General features: G+C 68.4%; 19 protein-coding genes. 15 read left to right on the top strand and 4 right to left on the bottom strand.

Annotated elements, in window-relative coordinates; genetic code table 11:
• Positions 1-74 precede the first annotated feature (74 nt).
• The 11 genes from AZKH_RS27925 to AZKH_RS19570 all read left to right on the top strand — a co-directional run bounded on the left by AZKH_RS27925 (position 75) and on the right by AZKH_RS19570 (position 10,148).
• Entirely contained in the window at positions 75-1,244 is a 1,170-nt protein-coding gene (locus tag AZKH_RS27925; protein ID WP_015437543.1) for a methyl-accepting chemotaxis protein, read from the top strand.
• Between the two features lie 11 nt (positions 1,245-1,255).
• Positions 1,256-1,621, top strand: coding sequence for a response regulator (locus AZKH_RS19615; protein WP_041656419.1), 366 nt, complete (start codon positions 1,256-1,258; stop codon positions 1,619-1,621).
• A gap of 30 nt (positions 1,622-1,651) precedes the next feature.
• On the top strand, positions 1,652-2,272 hold the full coding sequence (locus AZKH_RS19610; protein ID WP_015437541.1) for a response regulator transcription factor: 621 nt from the start codon (positions 1,652-1,654) through the stop codon (positions 2,270-2,272).
• A 152-nt stretch (positions 2,273-2,424) separates the two neighbouring features.
• On the top strand, positions 2,425-3,549 hold the full coding sequence (locus tag AZKH_RS19605; RefSeq protein ID WP_015437540.1) for an HD domain-containing phosphohydrolase: 1,125 nt from the start codon (positions 2,425-2,427) through the stop codon (positions 3,547-3,549).
• 20 nt (positions 3,550-3,569) lie between these two features.
• Entirely contained in the window at positions 3,570-4,061 is a 492-nt protein-coding gene (locus AZKH_RS19600; RefSeq protein WP_015437539.1) for a spore coat U domain-containing protein, read from the top strand.
• A gap of 23 nt (positions 4,062-4,084) precedes the next feature.
• The gene (locus AZKH_RS19595; RefSeq protein ID WP_051071702.1) at positions 4,085-4,828 is read left to right on the top strand and encodes a molecular chaperone; all 744 of its coding nucleotides are present in this window, start codon (positions 4,085-4,087) and stop codon (positions 4,826-4,828) included.
• 22 nt (positions 4,829-4,850) lie between these two features.
• The gene (locus AZKH_RS19590; RefSeq protein WP_015437537.1) at positions 4,851-7,172 is read left to right on the top strand and encodes a fimbria/pilus outer membrane usher protein; all 2,322 of its coding nucleotides are present in this window, start codon (positions 4,851-4,853) and stop codon (positions 7,170-7,172) included.
• Positions 7,169-7,639, top strand: coding sequence for a spore coat U domain-containing protein (locus tag AZKH_RS19585; RefSeq protein ID WP_041656418.1), 471 nt, complete (start codon positions 7,169-7,171; stop codon positions 7,637-7,639). The genes AZKH_RS19590 and AZKH_RS19585 overlap by 4 nt, the downstream gene beginning before the upstream one ends.
• A gap of 13 nt (positions 7,640-7,652) precedes the next feature.
• The gene (locus tag AZKH_RS19580; protein ID WP_083903106.1) at positions 7,653-8,234 is read left to right on the top strand and encodes a spore coat U domain-containing protein; all 582 of its coding nucleotides are present in this window, start codon (positions 7,653-7,655) and stop codon (positions 8,232-8,234) included.
• A complete protein-coding gene (locus AZKH_RS19575) occupies positions 8,206-8,808 on the top strand; it encodes a YfiR family protein (RefSeq protein WP_083903105.1) in 603 nt (200 codons plus the stop codon). The genes AZKH_RS19580 and AZKH_RS19575 overlap by 29 nt, the downstream gene beginning before the upstream one ends.
• 11 nt (positions 8,809-8,819) lie before the next feature.
• Positions 8,820-10,148, top strand: coding sequence for a sensor domain-containing diguanylate cyclase (locus AZKH_RS19570; protein ID WP_015437534.1), 1,329 nt, complete (start codon positions 8,820-8,822; stop codon positions 10,146-10,148).
• On the opposite strand, the gene AZKH_RS19565 is transcribed toward AZKH_RS19570, so the two are convergent.
• From AZKH_RS19565 to AZKH_RS19555, 3 genes are all read right to left on the bottom strand, one after another.
• On the bottom strand, positions 10,117-10,575 hold the full coding sequence (locus AZKH_RS19565; RefSeq protein ID WP_015437533.1) for a response regulator: 459 nt from the start codon (positions 10,573-10,575) through the stop codon (positions 10,117-10,119). The two genes, AZKH_RS19570 and AZKH_RS19565, sit on opposite strands and share 32 nt — an antisense overlap.
• Complete coding sequence (locus tag AZKH_RS19560; protein WP_015437532.1) at positions 10,550-12,400, bottom strand: CHASE domain-containing protein; 1,851 nt, start codon at positions 12,398-12,400, stop codon at positions 10,550-10,552. Before AZKH_RS19560 ends, AZKH_RS19565 begins: the two co-directional genes overlap by 26 nt.
• A gap of 218 nt (positions 12,401-12,618) precedes the next feature.
• Positions 12,619-13,785, bottom strand: coding sequence for a MalY/PatB family protein (locus tag AZKH_RS19555; RefSeq protein ID WP_015437531.1), 1,167 nt, complete (start codon positions 13,783-13,785; stop codon positions 12,619-12,621).
• A 123-nt stretch (positions 13,786-13,908) separates the two neighbouring features.
• Here AZKH_RS19555 and AZKH_RS19550 point away from each other — a divergent pair, with 123 nt between their 5' ends.
• Positions 13,909-14,874 carry an MBL fold metallo-hydrolase gene (locus AZKH_RS19550; RefSeq protein ID WP_015437530.1) on the top strand — a complete coding sequence of 322 codons (966 nt, stop codon included), beginning with the start codon at positions 13,909-13,911 and terminating at the stop codon, positions 14,872-14,874.
• A 1-nt stretch (position 14,875) separates the two neighbouring features.
• On the opposite strand, the gene AZKH_RS19545 is transcribed toward AZKH_RS19550, so the two are convergent.
• On the bottom strand, positions 14,876-15,568 hold the full coding sequence (locus tag AZKH_RS19545; RefSeq protein ID WP_015437529.1) for a tetratricopeptide repeat protein: 693 nt from the start codon (positions 15,566-15,568) through the stop codon (positions 14,876-14,878).
• A 98-nt stretch (positions 15,569-15,666) separates the two neighbouring features.
• On the opposite strand from AZKH_RS19545, the gene AZKH_RS19540 reads away from it, so the two are divergent.
• The 3 genes from AZKH_RS19540 (at position 15,667) to AZKH_RS19530 (ending at position 17,997) form a co-directional block, all read left to right on the top strand.
• Entirely contained in the window at positions 15,667-16,488 is an 822-nt protein-coding gene (locus AZKH_RS19540; RefSeq protein WP_015437528.1) for a ThiF family adenylyltransferase, read from the top strand.
• Positions 16,485-16,859 carry a sirohydrochlorin chelatase gene (locus AZKH_RS19535; protein WP_015437527.1) on the top strand — a complete coding sequence of 125 codons (375 nt, stop codon included), beginning with the start codon at positions 16,485-16,487 and terminating at the stop codon, positions 16,857-16,859. The genes AZKH_RS19540 and AZKH_RS19535 overlap by 4 nt, the downstream gene beginning before the upstream one ends.
• A gap of 82 nt (positions 16,860-16,941) precedes the next feature.
• Complete coding sequence (locus AZKH_RS19530) at positions 16,942-17,997, top strand: efflux RND transporter periplasmic adaptor subunit (RefSeq protein WP_172642473.1); 1,056 nt, start codon at positions 16,942-16,944, stop codon at positions 17,995-17,997.
• The last annotated feature ends 3 nt before the right edge of the window (positions 17,998-18,000 follow it).

Here is an 18,000-nt window from a genome sequence, read left to right as displayed (position 1 = left end):
CAAAGGACAAAGGCAAAGGGCAAGGAGAATGGCATGGCGCTGCAATCGGTTGCCGTTCGCATAGGGAGCGGGCAATGACGACCCCGTCGCGCTTGGTGTGGGCCGGATGCGTGCTGCCCGGAGCGGTGGGCGCCGTTGCGCTGCCGTTCGTCGGGAATGCCTCGGCGAGCTCGCTGCTGCTGGGTGGCGGCGTCGCTGTCGCGACCCTGATCGCCGCCGTCCTGCTTGATGGTGAGCTACGGTCCCTGCGGGCGAGCCGCGCCGACGAGGATCGCAGGCTTGCCGACGAGCAGGCGCAGAGCCGGCAGCTCGGGGACTATGTGCGCAGCGTCGCAGACGCCGGCGGCGAGATTCTGCCGCGCTGGTCGACGCATATCGACATCGCCGCGCAGCAGGTCGAGACCGGCATCACCGACCTGACGCAGCAGTTCACCGTGATCCTGGGCCAGATCCAGTCGGCGCTCGACGCCTCGCGCCAGGCGCAGGAAGGCTTGGGCGCCGGGACCGGCCTAGTCGACGTGATCGCCACGAGCCAGTCCGACCTCGGCGTCCTGCTCGGCGAGATGAAGGCCGGCCTCGATGCGAAGCAGCCCTTGCTCGACCAAATCCGCGACCTGTCTTCCGTCATCGGCGAATTGCGCAAGATGGCGGCGGACGTCGCGGGGATCGCGAGCCAGACCAACCTGCTCGCACTCAACGCGGCCATCGAGGCGGCGCGCGCGGGCGAGGCCGGACGGGGATTCGCCGTCGTCGCCGACGAAGTGCGCAAGCTCTCCACCGCGTCCGGCGACATCGGGCGGCAGATCGGCGCCAGGATCGAGAGCATCACCGCCTCCATCGTCGCGACCTCGCAGGCCGTCGCCGGGCTCGAGGAGCAGGACCGGATCCTGATCGACGCGTCGCGCGACAAGGTCGCGCAGGTCGTCGAGCGCTTCGACAAATCGGCGTCGGGGATGCAGGCGGCGACCGAGGAACTGGCGACGAGCAGCGACGCCGTGCGGCAGCAGGTCGAGAACGTGCTCGTCAGCCTGCAGTTCCAGGACCGCGTGTCGCAGATCCTCGCCCATTCGCGGCAGGACATTGAAAGACTCGCCACCTGCCTGTCCGGTGCCGTGCAGGGCACGCCGCAGCCGATCGACATCGGCGCGTGGATCGCAGAAATGGAGCGCAAGTACGTGACGCTGGAGCAGCGGGACATGCGCACCAACGGCAAGGCCGCTTCGTCCGAAGTCCAATTCTTCTGAGGGCATACGCCATGAGCAAAACGATAATGGTCGTCGATGACTCCGCCTCGCTGCGCCAGGTGGTCAAGCTCGCGCTCACGGGTGCCGGCTACTCCGTGATTGAGGCCTGCGACGGCCGCGATGCGCTGAGCAAGGCGGACGGACAGCGCATCCATCTCGTCATTTCGGACGTGAATATGCCTAATATGGATGGCATCACCTTCGTGCGTCAGCTGAAGACCCATCCGGCCTACAAGTTCACGCCGGTGATCATGCTGACGACCGAATCCGGCGAAGACCGCAAGTCCGCCGGGCAGGCTGCCGGCGCCAAGGCGTGGGTGACCAAGCCTTTCCTGCCGGCGCAGATGCTTTCGGCCGTCTCGAAACTGATTTCCTGAATCATTTGCTGCAGGTCCCGGTACCCGGACATGGAAAAGAACGACAAGCGTTGCGTGGTGTATGCGGTCGACGACCAGCCGTCGATGCTGAGGATGCTGGCGGAACTGCTCGACAGCGTCGGCATCCGCGCGGTGACCTTCACCTCGGCCGAGGAGTTTTTCGACTCCTACGTGCCCGGCCCCTGCGAATGCCTGGTGTCGGACATGCGCATGCCGGGCATGGGCGGGCTTGAGTTCCAGCGCGAGCTCAAGGAGCGGGGTCACGTGCTGCCGGTGATCTTCATCTCGGGCTTCGCCGAAGTCGGCTCGGCGGTCGAAGCGATGCGCCAGGGCGCCTTCGACTACCTCGAGAAGCCGTTCTCGCACAACGACTTCCTCGAGAAGGTGCAGCGGGCGCTCGACAAGAGCCGGACGATCTACGAGGAAGCGCGCAAGGCGAAGACCAACGAGGCGCGCTTGTCGCTGCTGACGCCGACCGAGACACGCATCCTCAAGCTGCTGACCACCGGCAAGTCGAGCAAGGAGATCGCCGATGTGATGGGGATCAGCCCGCGCACGGTAGACAACCATCGTGGTCGCGTCATGGAGAAGCTTCACGTGCATTCGGCGATCGAACTGGTGCTCCTGTTCACCCAGGCCCGCAGCCCCTGATGCGCCCTCGATCCCGCGCCGCCTGAAGGAACCCGCGGCGCCGCGATTCGAATCCAATCCAGCGAAATCATGCGTTGAGCGGCCCGCTGCGGCAGGTCGAAAGTCTCCGCGTGTTCCGACTCGCCCGCCGTTCTTGAACAGAGGCACCCAGCATGAGCAAGCGACTTGAGCATGACCCCCGGCCGCATCTGTTAGTCGTCGACGACCAGCCGGACAGCCTGCTGATTCTCGAGGAACTCCTCGGGGAGCACTACGAGGTGCATACGGCAACGGGCGGCGCGCGGGCGCTTCAATACGTCGCCGAAGGCGGCCGCGCCGACCTGATCCTGCTCGATGCCGTGATGCCCGAACTCCATGGCTTCGAGGTCTGCCGGCGCCTCAAGGCCGCGCCGCCGAGCCGCGACATCCCGGTGCTTTTCCTGAGCAGCCTCGACGGCGCTGCGGACGAGGCCGAAGGACTGGCCGCCGGCGCCGGAGACTTCATCCACAAGCCGTTCTCCCTGCCGGTCGTGCTGGCCCGCGTGCGCAACCACCTCGAGTTCGCCCGTGCCACGCGCCTGCTGCGAAAGCGCAACGAGTATCTGGAGCGCGTCGTGGCCGAACGGTCCGCTCAGGTCATGCGCACCAAGCAGGAGATCATTGCCGTCCAGGACGCGACGATCAGCGCTTTTTGCGCGCTGGCCGAAGCGCGCGACAACGAGACCGGCAACCACATCCGGCGCACGCAGAACTATGTCGGTGCGCTGGCGCGGCAACTGCAGCACCATCCTCGCTTCCGGCACGAACTCGATGACGAAGCCATCATGCTGCTCTTCAAGTCGGCGCCGCTCCACGATATCGGCAAGGTCGCGATCCCCGAGTCCATCCTCAACAAGCCCGGCAAGCTGACCGACGAGGAGTGGGTAGTCATGAGGCGGCATCCGGAATACGGCCGCGACGCGATCGATCGCGCGGCAGAGGAGTTTGGCGATGCCGAAACGTCCTTCCTGCGCTATGCGCGCGAGATTGCCTACTGTCATCACGAGCGCTGGGACGGCACCGGCTATCCGCAGGGGCTCGCGGGCGAGGCGATCCCGCTGTCAGCTCGCCTGATGGCCGTTGCCGATGTCTATGACGCCTTGATTTCGAAGCGGGTCTACAAGCCCGAGTATTCACATGAAAATGCACTGAGCATCATCGTCGAAGGGCGCGGTACGCATTTCGACCCGGCGGTGGTCGACGCGCTTCTGGAAATCAGGCTGGAGTTCCGGGCCATCGCCCGGAAGTTCCGCGACTAGTCGACATGGAGAGAGGAATCATGCGAAAGCCCATACGCACACTCAGCGGCATCCTCGCCCTGGCGCTGTCCCTGACGAACGCCCATGCGGCGAGCACCTCGACGAGCTTCCAGGTGACGGCGACGGTCGGCACCGCCTGTACCGTCTCGGCGGCCAATCTCGACTACGGCACCTACAACCCCCTGGCGCTGCTGCCGACCAGCGTGACGACGACCGTGACGGTGCAGTGCACGCTGCTCGCCGCTTACACCGTTGGCCTCAGTGCCGGCTCGGGCAGCGGCGCGACGGTCGCGGTGCGCAAGATGACCAAGGGCGGCGACACGCTCGCCTATTCGCTGTACCAGGATGCGGCCCACCTGCTGGTGTGGGGCGACTCGATCGGCACGGACACGATCGCGGGCGTCGGCACCGGGCTCGCCGTGCCGCACGTCGTCTACGGCCAGATTCCCGCGCTGCAGAACGTCAACGCCGGGTCTTACTCGGACACCATCGTCGTCTCGGTCAACTATTGAACAGGGATGATCCCGTGCCCGCCATGCCCTTCGTCCGCGCCGTGGTCCGCGCTGCTGTCCGCTTCGGTGTTTTCTCTGCGCTGCTCGCCGCTGTCCTGCCTGCCGTCGCCGGCAGCCTAGGCGTCAATCCGATCCGGGTCGCGCTCTCCGCGGCCCGGCCGACCGCCGCGATCACGCTGAACAACACCGGGAGCGCTGCGATCGTCGTACAGATGCAGGTCGCGAAGTGGACCGCGGTCTCGGGCGAGGACCGATACGACCCGAGCGCGGACGTCATCGTCACGCCGCCCATCGTCAGCATCGTGCCGGGCGGATCGCAGATCGTCAGGGTGGGCCTGAGCGCCGATCCCGATCCGGCGCGCGAGCTGGCCTACCGCCTCTTCATCGAGGAAGTCCCGCCGCCGCCGACTGCGGACTACCAGGGACTGCAGGTCGCCCTGCGGATCGGCCTGCCGCTCTTCGTCGAGCCGCTGCAGGCGGCACGTCCCAAGTTCCAGTGGAGCGCCGTCCGCTCCGGCAGCGACGAAGTCTCCCTGAGCCTGAACAACATCGGGACCGCCCATGCACAGGTCCTGAGCGTGAAGCTGAGCGCGTCCGGCGAGAGCGAGCCGCTCGCGACGCATACCGCGGCGGGCTACTTCCTTCCGGGGCAATCCCGCGAGCTGAGCCTGAAGCTCGCCAAGCCGTGGCAGGGCCGTCAAATGCGCGTCTCTGCGGCCACGGATCAGGGTGTGACCGAGGCGGATCTTGACTTGCAGGTCCCATAGGGCGCGCGTATTGGGAGGGCTGATGAGCAGCGTGGTGCTGGCGATGAGTGGTCCTGCGACGGCCGACGACAGTGTCCCGGCTCCGGGCGCTGCGGCGTCGATGGCGCCGCGGCTGCGCGCTCCCTACGTCGAGGCCTGGCTCGCGGTGCGGATCAACGGCGGCCTGCAGGATCTGCCCACGCGCGTGGTGCTCGGCGACGCGGGCCGTGTGTTCGCGACCGCCGCCGACCTTTCGCGCTGGCGCCTGCGTTTGCCGGACGTGCCGCCGCTCGCGTTCAAGGGCAAGGAGTATTTCCCGCTCGACGCCGTGCCCGGCCTCGACCATCGCATCGACGAACGCGAACAGGCGCTGGTGCTCGACGGCCGTCCGGAAGCCTTCGCGCTGACGACGATCGCACCGCGCCGCGCCGGCCTCAACGTGAACGACCCCGGCGCGATCGGCGGCTTCCTCAACTACGACCTGCTCGGCGTCGCGCAAGACGGCCGTCATGGCTTCGACGGCCTGCTGGAGGCCGGCCTGTCGAGCCCGGCCGGTTTCGGCTCCTCGACCTTTCTCGGCCACGCCGGCGAGGGGCCGGGCCGCTTCCTGCGCCTGGAGACCGCCTGGACGCGGGACGACACCGAGGCCTACACGACCACGACCTTCGGCGACAGCATCGGCCGGCCGGGGGCCTGGGGGCGGGCGGTGCGCTTCGGCGGCTTGCAATGGGGCACGAACTTCGCGACGCGCCCGGACTTCGTGCCCTTTCCGCTGCCGACGCTCCGTGGTGAGGCGGCCGTGCCCTCGACCGTCGATCTCTACGTCGACAACGCCTTGCGCATGAGCCGCAGCGTCCCCTACGGCCCCTTCGAGATCCCGCGCGCCCCGCTCGTCACCGGCGACGGCCAGGTCCGGCTCGTCATGCGCGACGTGATGGGCAAGGAAGTCGTCGTCACGCAGCCCTATTACGTCAGCGCCAGCCTGCTGCAGGCCGGCCTCCACGACTATACCTACGAGGCCGGATTCCAGCGGCGGCGCTTTGCTGTGCAGAGCAACGACTACGGCGACTTCTTCGTCGCCGGCACCCACCGCACGGGCTTGAGCGACCAATTGACGACCGAATTCCGCGGCGAGCTGCTGGCGAAGCAGCAGACGGTCGGCATCGCGGCCAACTACCTGATCCCGTCGCTCGGCGTGATCTCCGCCTCCACGGCGGCGAGCCATAGCGAGCTGGGCGAAGGGGGCTTCCTGTCGCTGGGCATCGAACGCCAGGGACGGCCGCTGAGTTTTGGCGTGGAGGCGCGGCGGGCGACGCCGCGCTTCGCGCAGCTCGGCGGGGCGCCGGACTATCGCGTGCCGACCGGCGTCCAGCTCGCGCGCGCAAGCTTTGCCGCGGATCACGCGGGGTCGTTCTTCGTCAGTTATCTGCGGCAGACCGACCGCGTGCTGGGCGAAACCAAGCTCCTCACGTCGGGTTACTCCGTGAGCCTGCCCGGCAACGTGCATCTGTCGCTGTTCGGGCTGCGCACGCTCGGCGGGGATCGCAGCTACGCCATCGGGCTCAACGTCACCTACGTCCTCGGCGCGCAGACCACGGCGAGTGCCGGCTGGAACCGCGACGGCTCCGGCAGCGCCTCGTCGCTGCAGTTGCAGCAGAGCCTGCCGCCCGGCAGCGGCGTCGGATACCGCGTCGCGGCCGAGGCCGGGGCGAACGCGCGGACCAATGCCGCGCTGCTGCTGCGTAACGAGGTCGGCACCTACAGCCTCGAGGCCGTGTGCTCGGCCGGTTCGACGAGCTACCGCGTGGGCGCGAGCGGAGGCGTCGCCATTGTCGACGGCAAGGCCTACCCGTCGCGCCGCATCGACGACGCCTTCGCCCTGGTGCAGGTCGGCGACTACGACGACGTCGATATCTACCTCGACAACCAGCCCATGGCGCGCACCCGCGAGGGCTATGCGCTCGTCACCGGGCTGCGCCCGTATCAAAGCAACAGCATCACGATCCGGCCCGAGGATCTGCCGCTCGACGCCGAGGTCGGTGCGCTGCGCATGAGCCTGTCGCTGTCGCGGCACAGCGCCGGCATGGTCAGGTTCCCGGTGCGCGCGGTGCGCGGAGCCTTGCTCCGCATCGTGCTGGAGGACGGTTCGCCGATGCCGGCCGGCGCGACGCTGACGCCCGAGGGCGGAACGGATGTCTTCCCGGTCGGCTTGCGCGGCGAGGCCTACGTCAAGGGACTCGGCAAGGAAAGCCGCTTCGAGGCGCGCTGGAAGGGCCGCAGCTGCATGGTCGAGGTGACGATGCCGAAGAATGCCGGCCCCTTGCCCGTGATCGGGCCGCTGACGTGCAGCGGGGTGCGGATATGAGGCTGCATGCCCTCGTGCTGATCTTGCTGTTGGCGGGTGGGCCGGCCTTCGGCCAGACGAGCACCTGTACGGCCTCGGCGAGCGCGACCAATTTCGGCACCTACAGCCCGACCAGCCCGTCCGCCCTCGACGGCACGGGAAACGTCCAGGTGAGCTGCAGCCTGCTCGGCGTCATCAGCATCCTGGTCAGCTACCAGATCCAGCTCAGCGCCGGCACCAGCGGCTCGTCGGCGAGCCGGACGCTGTCGGGACCGGGCGCCTCGCTCAACTACAACCTCTACACGAATGTGAGCCGCACGGCCATCTGGGGAGACGGCAGCGGCGGCACTTCGACCGTCAGCGACGGCTACCTGCTCGGCCTGCTCACGACGGCGAAAAACTATCCGGTCTACGGGCGGATCGTCGCCGGGCAGAACGTGCCGCCGGGCAGCTACAGCGACACCATCGTCGTAACCGTCAATTACTGAGGCATGGGCGGGCATGAGCGCATTTCGGGCAAGTGAAGGCTGCATGAAGCGACGCGCGGTGCTCGCCGCGCTCGCTTGCGCCGCCGCGCTCGCCGCCCCTGCCCGTGCGCAGGCCGCGCAGGACTTCACGGATCTCGGCCTCGAGGCGCTGATGGGCGTCGAGCTGCCGGCCCGCTCGGCGACCGCCGAGCTGCTGGTGTCCGTGACGGCGGTCGAGTCCTGCATCGTCGGGGCGAGGGGCCTGACCTTCGGCTCCTACGACCCGCTGCTGCTTGCCGCAACCGACGGGGTGTCGGACATCTCCGTCACCTGCACGGCCGGCGCGCATTACGAGCTCGGTCTCAATGCCGGCATGGGGGCGGGGGCCACGCTGGCGGCGCGGCGGATGAGCCAGGAAGGGCAGACGCTGACTTATTCCATCTATCGGGACGCTGCCCGCTCGCAGGTCTGGGGGGATCAGGTCGGAAGCAATTCGGTGGCGGGCGTGGGCACGGGCTTTCCGGTGATCCACCAAGTATACGGGCGCATCCCGGCGCGTCAGTCGGTCCGCAGCGGCAGGTACGTCGATGTCATCGTCGCGACGGTCTTCTACTGAGCCGCGCCGCTCGCGCGGACTCGGCGACGTCCGCCGATGGCTGCGGCTCGCCCTCGCGTTCGTGTTCACGCTGCCGGGCGCGGGGCTCGCCACCTACGGAGCCGAAGCCGACGATGCGCTTGTCGTCGAATACCAGCTCAAGGCGGCCTTCGTTTACAACTTCGCGAAGTTCGTCGAGTGGCCGGCCGACGGCGGGGTCGATGCCACCGCTTTCACGCTATGCATCGTCGGCGAGCTGCCCTACCACGTCATGCAGCAGGCGCTCGCGGGCAAGCGCATCCGCGGCCTGCCGCTGGTCATCCGGTCGCTGAATAGCCCCGCAGGCGCGGAGGGTTGTCAGCTGCTGTTCGTCGGCGCAGGCGCGGGACACCTGTCGTCCGCGCCCGTCGCTGCCGTGCCGGTGCTCACGGTCGGCGAGTCCGGCGACTTCCTGCGCAGCGGCGGAATGATCAACCTCGTCAGGGTGGACAACCGCCTGCGCTTCGAGATTGCCCGGAGCACCGGCGAGCGCGCGGGGCTGAAGTTCAGCTCGCAACTGCTCAAGCTCGCGACCCCCGCCGGCGACGGCCCATAAGGATCCTGACCATGCGCCTCCTTCGCGACGCCCCGATCCAATGGAAGCTCACGCTGATCATCATGCTCACCTGCGGCGTGGCCGTCGTACTGGGCGTGGCCGCGCTGGCGCTGCGCTACGTCGCGGCCGAGCAGGAGAACCTCACCCGCCACATGGCGATCCTCACGCGCATGGTGGCGACGAACGCGACGTCCGCCCTCGCGTTCGGCGATCAGGAATGGGCACGCCGCGCATTGGCGGCGCTGGAGGCGGAACCGGAGGTGTGCGCGGCCGACGTCTTCGATGCCGAAGGCAAGGTGTTCGCAAGCTTCCGGACCCGCTGCGCGCGGCAAGGGGATATGGCGCTCGATCCGGCATCCCCGGGCGACGCCCGGCCCACCGGCCTGCTGCTGCTGGCGGACAGCCTGCGCGTCGTGCAGCCGATCGTCCTCGACGAGGAGCGCATCGGCACGATCGTGCTTGTGGCAGGACTCGAGCAATTGCGTGCCGGCTTGCTGGTCGACGCGGTCGGCCTGCTGTGTATCGTGGTGGTGGCGGGGCTCGTCGCCTTCTTCTTCGCGTCGCGGCTGCAGAAACTTGTCTCCGAGCCGATCCGCTGCCTCGCAGCGACGATGAAGCACGTCTCGGCGGTCAGGGATTATGCGCACCGCGTGGCGGGCACGGGCACGGACGAGGTCGGTCAACTGATCGACGGTTTCAACGAGATGCTGGACCAGATCCGGCTACGCGACGAGCAGTTGCAGCAGCTCGCGCACCACGACGCGCTGACGCAGCTCGTCAATCGCCGCCGCTTCGAAACCCGGTTGCTCGAGACGCTGGCGCGGGCGAAACGGCAGGGCAGCGCGGGTGCCGTGATGTTCGTCGACCTCGACCATTTCAAGGCGGTGAACGACACTTGCGGACATGCCGTCGGCGACCAGTTGCTCCGCGCGGCCTCAGAACGCATCCGGCAGTGTGTGCGCGAGAGCGACCTCGTCGCCCGCCTCGGAGGCGACGAGTTCGCCGTGCTGCTCGACGGACTGTCGTCGCCGTCGATCGCGGCGAAGATTGCGACGAAGATCGCCGGCAACCTCGTTGCTTCGCTCGCCGAGCCCTTCAACGTTGCAGGTCGGCAGCTGCAAATCTCGTCGAGTATCGGCGTCAGCTGCTATCCCGAGCACGGGGTCGATGCGGACGAGCTGGTGCGAAACGCCGATCTGGCGATGTACCGCATCAAGGAGGCGGGTAGGAACGGCTTCCAGATGTATTTCCCCGAGATGGCCACAGCGGACGGCGACCCGCTTGTGCCGCCGCCCGCGGACTCCCCGCTCACGGAAGATGCGGCGCCGGTAGCCGATTGATGCGCATCCAGTAGCTGTCGATGTCGGCGACGAGGTCGATGAACTGCGAGAAATCGATCGGCTTGACGATGTAGCTGTTGACGCCCAGCCGGTAGCACTCCGCGAGGTCCCGTTCCTCGGCGGACGAGGTGAGCATGACGATCGGCACTTCGCGGGTGCGCGGATTGGTCTTCAGCTTGCGCAGCACCTCGATACCATCGACGCGCGGCAGTTTGAGGTCGAGCAGGATCAGCCGTGGCTGCTGCTCGGCCGGACGCTGCTCGAACTTTCCGGTGCGGAACATGAAGTCCAGCGCCTCCTCGCCGTCGCGCACCCATTGCACCCGGTGGGCGGTGGCATTGCGGCGGAAGGCGCGCAGCGCCAGCTCGGCGTCGTACTGGTTGTCCTCGACCAGCAGCAGGTCAACCGCTTCGTCCGGCAGTCCCATGCCTGCCTCCTTTCGGCAAGGAAAAATGGAAGGCCGCGCCCTCGCCGGGGCGGCTTTCGGCCCACACCCGACCGCCGTGCTTGGCGACGATTCGCTGGACGATCGCCAGCCCGATGCCGGTGCCGGGGAATTCGTCGACGCGATGCAGGCGCTGGAAGGGGGCGAACAGCTTGTCCGCGTGCGCCATGTCGAAGCCCACGCCGTTGTCGCGCACGCAGTATTCCACGGCGTCGGCGCTCTCGCGGCCGGATACCTCGATCCGCGGCGCGGCGCTGCGGCCGCTGAACTTGGTCGCGTTGCTGAGGAGGTTGGTCCACACCTGCCACAGCAGATTGCGGTCGGCGACCGCGCCGGGCAGCGGGGTGAGGACGAACTCGGGACGCGGCGCGAGACCGGCGGCGAGCTTCTCCCACGCTGCTGTGGCCAGCTCGTCCATGTCGATCGCATCCAGCCGCAAGGCATGCCGGCCGAGGCGCGCGAGCGCGAGGAGGTCCTCGATCAGCGTCTCCATGTGATGGGTGTTCTCGCGCAGCACATGCAGCAGCCGGATGCCTTCCGCGTCGAGACGCTCGCCATAGTCCTCCTCGAGGATGCGCGAGAAGCCGTCGATCACGCGCAAGGGCGCCTTGAGGTCGTGCGAGACGCTATAGCTGAAGCTCTCGAGTTCCCGGTTTGCCGCTTCGAGCTGGGTCGAGTGTTGTTCGAGCTGGGCCATCGCATCGCGCAGGGCCTCGGTCATGGTCATCGCGAGCATTTCGGCGCGTGCACGCGTCGCGCCGGCCTGCCACACGATGGCGGAGAGCAGCAGGCTCGCCATCACGCCCGCTCCCAAGGTCAGCAGCGGCTTGCTGCGGTCGCGGCGGGCGTCGAAGGCGGGCAGGGTCTCGAAATACGCCGTCCAGGCGCGGCCGCGGACTTCGAGTTGCTGCGAGCGGGAGAGCGACGGAAGATACCCGCGCTGCGCGGGTTCGCTGCGGTAGAGCAGGGCTCCTTCGTCACGTTCCGGGCCGTCGTAGAGTTCGAGTCGGATGGCGTCCGGCTTGCGGCCGAGCATGCCCTGCATCAGGTCGGCCATGCGGAACGGCGAGTAGACGAAGCCGAAGAGCCGCGCCCGGCGCTCCCCCACTGTCGGCGGGATGCCGCCGCCGCGATAGACCGGCATGTACATCAGGGTTCCCGCCTGCACGTCGCCAGGCGTGATTTCCTGGACCAGCTCCACCTTTCCGGACAGCGCTGCCATGCCTCGGTCGCGCGCCGCATCCATTGCGGCCCGCCGCACCGGTTCGGAATACATGTCGTAGCCGGTCGCATGCCGGTTGGGGAGGGTCGCGGGTTCGAGGTAGGTGATCGGCGCATAGGCGCCGCGCATGCCCTCCGGCCAGACGGAGTAAGCCCGCGCGTCGTCCTGGCGCAACTGCCGTTCGTGCGAGTTCAGCTCCTGCCGTGTGAGGGAGCGTGCAAATCCGAGGCCCAGGATGCCGGGGTAGTTCTCCTGCAGCGTGAGGGCGGCGTAATACTGTTGCCACTCCTTCTGCGAAACGTAGTTCGACGCGTCGAACAGGCCGGCCGCCCCCTGCAGGATCTGGTTGATCGCATTCATGCGGTCGAGGATTGCGGCGCCGATGTCGTCGGTTTCGGTGACGAACTGCTGGCGGGCGATCTCCTCGATCTGGGTCTGCACCATGCGCGTCGCCGCAAGCGAAGTGAGGAGCGAAATGAGCAGGACCGCCAGGGCGAGGGCGGCGCTGCGCGGCCAGGGCCGCAGCGCATGGCGTGGCGGCCCCGCGATCGTGGACGGTGCGACGGGTGTTCGCGGCGAGTCCATTCGCCCTCCTGCCGAAAGCTGACGGTCCTGCGATACATCGGTCACATGCGCGCCGCCCGCGAAGCTGAATCCTCCTCTAGATCGTGTCCGGAGGAGGTGGTTCCTGTGCGAGCGGCAGATTTGATTGACGCCACGGTACCTGTGGTTTCGTGGAAAACACCCCTCCCGCGATCCACCTGAAGGATCGCGCGGGGCGCCACTGAGTGTGCTCCATCGCTTCAGGCGCTGATGGAGGATTGGAGCGCGCGCTGCATGCGTGCGAGCCCTTCCCGCAGCTGGCTGCGCGGGCAGCCGAAGTTCAGGCGCACGAAGCCGGGCAGCCCGAACGCGGCACCGTCCGACAGGCCGACGCCGCCCGCTTCGAAGAACGCCGCCGGTTCGGCGATGCCGCTTGCACGGCAGTCGATCCACGCCAGGTAGGTCGCTTCGGGGCGCGTCGCGGTGAGGCCCGGCATCGCCGCCACCGCTTCCATGACGAGATCGCGATTGCCGCGCAGGTAGTCGATCAGCGCTTCCCGCCACGGTCCGCCGTCGCGGTAGGCGGCTTCGGTTGCGACCATGCCGAGCACGTTCGGGTGCGGGACGATGCCGTGCATCGCGTGGCGATAGCGCCGGCGCAGCTCGCGGTCGGGGATGATCGCGAAGGCGCAATACAGCGCCGGGATGTTCCAGGTCTTGGACGGCGCCATGAGCGTGATCGTGCGGCGGGCGACCCGCTCGTCGAGGGCTGCGATCGGCACATGCGGCGTCGCGGCGTCGAGAACCAATCCGCAGTGGATCTCGTCCGAGCAGATCGTGAGATCGTGCCGCTCGGCGAGATCGGCGAGCCAGGCGAGTTCGTCGCGGTCGAAGACGCGGCCGACCGGGTTGTGGGGGTTGCACAGCATCAGTAGTTTGGTGCGCGGCGTGATCGCGGCCTCGACGTCCGCGCGGTCCCAGCCCCAGCGCCCGTCGGCGAGCACGAGGGGGCGTCTGACGAGACGACGGTCGCTGTTGGCCGGCGCGGTGAGGAAGGGCGGGTAGACCGGTGTCGCGGTGAACACCTCGTCGCCGCTTTCGCCGACCGCGCGGCACGCGATGTTGAAACCGGTCACGACCCCCGGCAGCCACACGAGCCAGTCGGGTTCGATGCGCCAGCCGTGGTCGCGGGCGATGCCTTCGACGACCGCCTCGACGAGGCCCGGCCAGGCGTCCGTATAGCCGAGCACGCCGTGGTCGATGCGGCGGTGCAGGGCGTCGATGACGGCGGGCGGAGCCGCGAACTCCATGTCCGCGACCCACATCGGCAGGATGTCGCGGCCGGCGTAGCGACCCCATTTCTCGCCGGGCACCGTGCGGCGGTCGGGCGTGCGGTCGAAGTCGAAGGCGAACGTGTCGGGGCTCATGTCGGCGTTCCGGAGGGCGAAGCCGCAATTGTGCCTTGCCGGCACGTTGCGCGGGTCGAAGGGGCTCGCGCGGGATACAATTGCGGAAAAAGACAACGCGCTTCATGTTGGAGGAAGACGATCGTGCAACACCTCACGGCCCACCCGGACGGCATTCTCGCGGTGGATTCCGGCTACTGCCGCCCCGGCCTAGCGGCAATTCATCTGATCATTCACCAGGGGCGCGCGGCGGTCGTGGATACGGCCACCAACGCCTCGGCCCCGCGCGTGCTGACCGCGCTCGCCGCAGCGGGCATCGCGCCCGACCAGGTCGACTGGGTGATCCTGACCCACATCCATCTCGACCACGCGGGCGGCGCCGGAAGCCTGATGTGCGCCTTCCCCAACGCCAAGCTGCTGGTGCATCCGCGCGGCGTGCGCCACATGGTCGACCCGTCGAAGCTGTGGGAGGCGACATCCGCGGTGTATGGCGCCGAGCGCGCCTTCGCGCTCTACGGACGCCTCGCCCCGATCGAGGCCGAGCGCATCGTCGAGGCCTACGACGGGCTCGAGGTCGAGCTCGCCGGGCGTCGCCTGCGTGTGCTGGAGACGCCGGGCCATGCGCGCCACCACATCTGCATCTGGGACGAGACCGCCCGGGCCTTCTTCACCGGCGACACCTTCGGGCTGTCGTATCGCGAACTCGACGTCGAAGGCCGCGCCTTCATCTTTCCGACGACGACGCCGACCCAGTTCGATCCGGACGCGCTGCACGCGTCGATCGACCGCATGATGAGCTTCCATCCCGAGGCGATGTACTTGGCTCACTACAGTCGCGTCACCGAGGTCGAGCGCCTCGCAGCGGATCTGCATCGCCTGATCGACACCCAGGTCGCGGTCGCCCGGGCTGCGCGCGGCGAGGGCGTGGCGCGCCACGTCGAGATCCTCGCCGGGCTGGAGCAGATTGTGCGCGAGGAGGCGGAGCGCCAGGGCTGGTGCCTGCCGGAAGAGGAAATCTTCGATCTGCTGCGCAACGATCTCGAACTCAATGCGCAGGGGCTGGGCGTGTGGCTCGATGATGTCGCGCTGAAGGAGCTGGCGTCGGCCTGATTCAACGCGCCGGCGCGGCCGCCCCGTCGGGCGCCGACATGAGCGCCTGGTAGCGTTCGCGTGCGACGACGTCGCCTTGCTGGGCGGCCTGCTGGTACCAGTAGGCCGCCTGCCGCGGATCTGCCGGCAGCCCGTCGCCGCGTTCATACATCGTCGCGATGATGTATTGCGCGCCGACGTGCCCGGCCTGGGCGGCGGCGAGGTACCAGCGCGCCGCGGCGCGGTCGTCGCGAGCAATCCCCTGTCCGATGAAAAGCATCGACGCGAGGCTGACCTGTGCTTCGGTGTGGCCCTGTTCGGCCGCGCGGCGGTACCACTCGACGGCGGTGGGCAGCGACTTCACGACCCCTTCGCCGTGGTCGTAGAGTACGGCGAGCGTGAATTGCGCCTGCGGCAGTCCGGCCGTCGCCGCACGCCGCAGCCAGCGCCAGGCGGCATCCGGATCGGGCGCGGCGGTTTCCTTACGGTACATCATCATCGCCAGGTTGAACTGGGCCAGGCGGTTGCCGCCACGGGCGGCTTGTTCGAAGAGTCTCGCCGCCTCGTTCATGCGGCCCGTCTGGTAGGCCGTGACGCCGCCTTCGGCGAGGTCGGCCGCGGCCGGGCCGGCGGTCGCGACGAGGGGAAGCGCGCTTGCGAGCGCGATGCAGAAAGCAAGCTTGCAAGCGGGCTTGTATGCCTTGCGGCGCATCATGGATCCTCCGTTCGCCCATTGGAGCGGACTCGCGCCGCCGAGTTCAGGACGGGCGGGCTGCGGTAACATCGGGGCTTCCCGAATCCTTGCCAGAAGCCATGTCCGGTATTTCCCCCGAGCTTGTTCCCGAAGTCGATCGCGAGCGCCGCTTCGGCGGGATGGCGCGCCTGTACGGCCCGGCCGCGCTGCCGCGGCTCCAGTCGGCGCATGCCTGCGTGATCGGCGTGGGCGGCGTCGGATCGTGGGTTGCGGAGGCGCTCGCGCGTAGCGGCATCGGGCGGATCACGCTGATCGACCTCGACCACGTCGCCGAATCGAACATCAACCGTCAGATCCACGCGCTCGACGCGACGCTCGGGCAGGCCAAGGTCGAGGCGATGGCGGCGCGCATCCGCGGCATCAATCCGGAGGCGAAGGTCGTCACCATCGACGACTTCGTCACGCCGGACAACGCCGAGGCGCTGATCGAGGATTTCGACGTCGTCGTCGATGCGATCGACAACGTGCGCGCCAAGGTCGCGATCGTGCTCGCGTGCCGTGCGCGGCGCATTCCGTTGATCGTGGCGGGCGGAGCGGGTGGGAAGACCGATCCGCGCGCGATCTGCGTGGCCGATCTGTCGCGCACCGAGCAGGACCCGCTGCTCGCGAAGGTGCGCAAGCGGCTGCGCGCCGAACACGGTTTTCCGCGCAATCCGAAACGCCCCTTCGGCATCGAGGCGGTGTATTCCACCGAGCCGCTGCGGCTCGGCGATCTCGCCTGCGACCTGCCGCACGGACCGCAGGGCTTGGCGTGTGCGGGCTATGGGTCGAGCATGATGGTGACGGCCTCCGTCGGCCTCTTTGCCGCTGCCCGCGCGATCGAACGCCTGCTCGCGGTGCCGGTCGACGCGAGCAAGGAAATCATGGAGAGCGTTGTATGAGCGGCAAGGACGCGGTGATTCTCTTCGGCCACGGCGCGCGCGATCCCGAATGGGCGCGGCCGCTGCAGCGCACGCGCGAACAGCTGCTGTCGCTGTCGCCCGGCCTGCAAGTGGAACTGGCTTTCCTGGAACTGATGCGCCCGACGCTCGCCGAGGCGATCGACGACGTCATCGCGCGCGGCGCCAGTCGGGTCGTCGTCGTGCCGATGTTCATCGCTCAGGGCGGGCACGTGAAGAGCGACGTGCCGGTGCTGATCACCGCGGCGCGCGCGCGGCACCCCGCATGCGAAGTCAGGCTGGCATTGCCGGTGGGTGAGGACGACAGCGTCATCGCGGCGATGGCGGCTTATGCCGGACGTTGCCTGGACTGACCCCGGCATGAGCTGACGCAATTCCCCTGAATTCAACGATGGAATTCTTGACACGCATGAGTATTAGAGTATGCTAATACTCATGCGTGTAGCTACTCCTTTCCTGCTGACCCTGTTCCTGTCGATATGCGCTGCGCCGGCGCTTGCCGACGTGCCGACCATGAAGGTCGAGGCGCGCACGGTGGCCTCGACGCAGCCCGCGGAGGCGACGATCGAGGCCGTGCGTCAGTCGACGCTCGCGGCGCAGGTGCCGGGGCGCATCGTCGCGTTGAATGTCGATGCCGGCGACCGCGTCGTGAAGGGGCAGGTGCTGCTGCGGATCGACTCCGCGGAGGCCGCGCAGGCGGTCTCGGGCGCGGAGGCAGGCATCGCCCAGGCCCAGGCCAACCAGATCAACGCGAAGGCTGCGTACGAGCGCACGAAGAGCCTTGTCGAGCGCAAGTTCGTCAGCCAGGCTGCGCTCGATCAGGCGCGGGCCGCCTATGACGCGGCCGAGGCGCAACTGCGGGCCGCGCAGGCGGGGCGCGGGCAGGCGGCGACGGCGCAGGGTTATGCGGTGATCGTCTCGCCGCTGGCGGGCCTCGTCGCGGCGCGCCACGTCGAGGCCGGCGAGATGGCGCAGCCCGGGCGGCAGCTGGTGACGGTCTTCGATCCGTCTGCGATGCGCGCGGTCGTCGATGTGCCGCAGCAGCGCCTCGCGGCGCTCGCCGGGACGAAGTTCGCGGCGCGCGTCGAGCTGCCGGAGTCGGGGCGCTGGCTCGATGGTGTCGCCGCGACCGTGCTGCCGGCTGCGGATCCTCGCACGCACACCGTCCGCGTGCGCGTGGATCTGCCCCCAAACACCGAGGGACTCGTGCCCGGCACGTTCGCGCGAGTCCATTTCACGACGGGCGAAGGCGCGCGCGTCACCGTCCCGGCGACGGCGATCCTGAGGCGAGGCGAACTGACGGGCGTCTACGTCGCCGACGGAAAGGGCGGTTTCGCGCTGCGCCAGATCCGCGCTGGCGAGTCGCAGGCGGACGGCAGCGTCGACGTGCTGGCAGGCCTCGCGGGCGGCGAAACGATCGCGCTCGACCCGGTGCAGGCGGCGATCGTGTCGCGTGCGCCACGGGCGCCGCGCGCCGTCGCGGAACGCTGAGGG

The organism is Azoarcus sp. KH32C (assembly GCF_000349945.1).
Lineage (GTDB): Bacteria > Pseudomonadota > Gammaproteobacteria > Burkholderiales > Rhodocyclaceae > Aromatoleum.
This window is presented reverse-complemented; position numbering and strand designations above follow the sequence as displayed.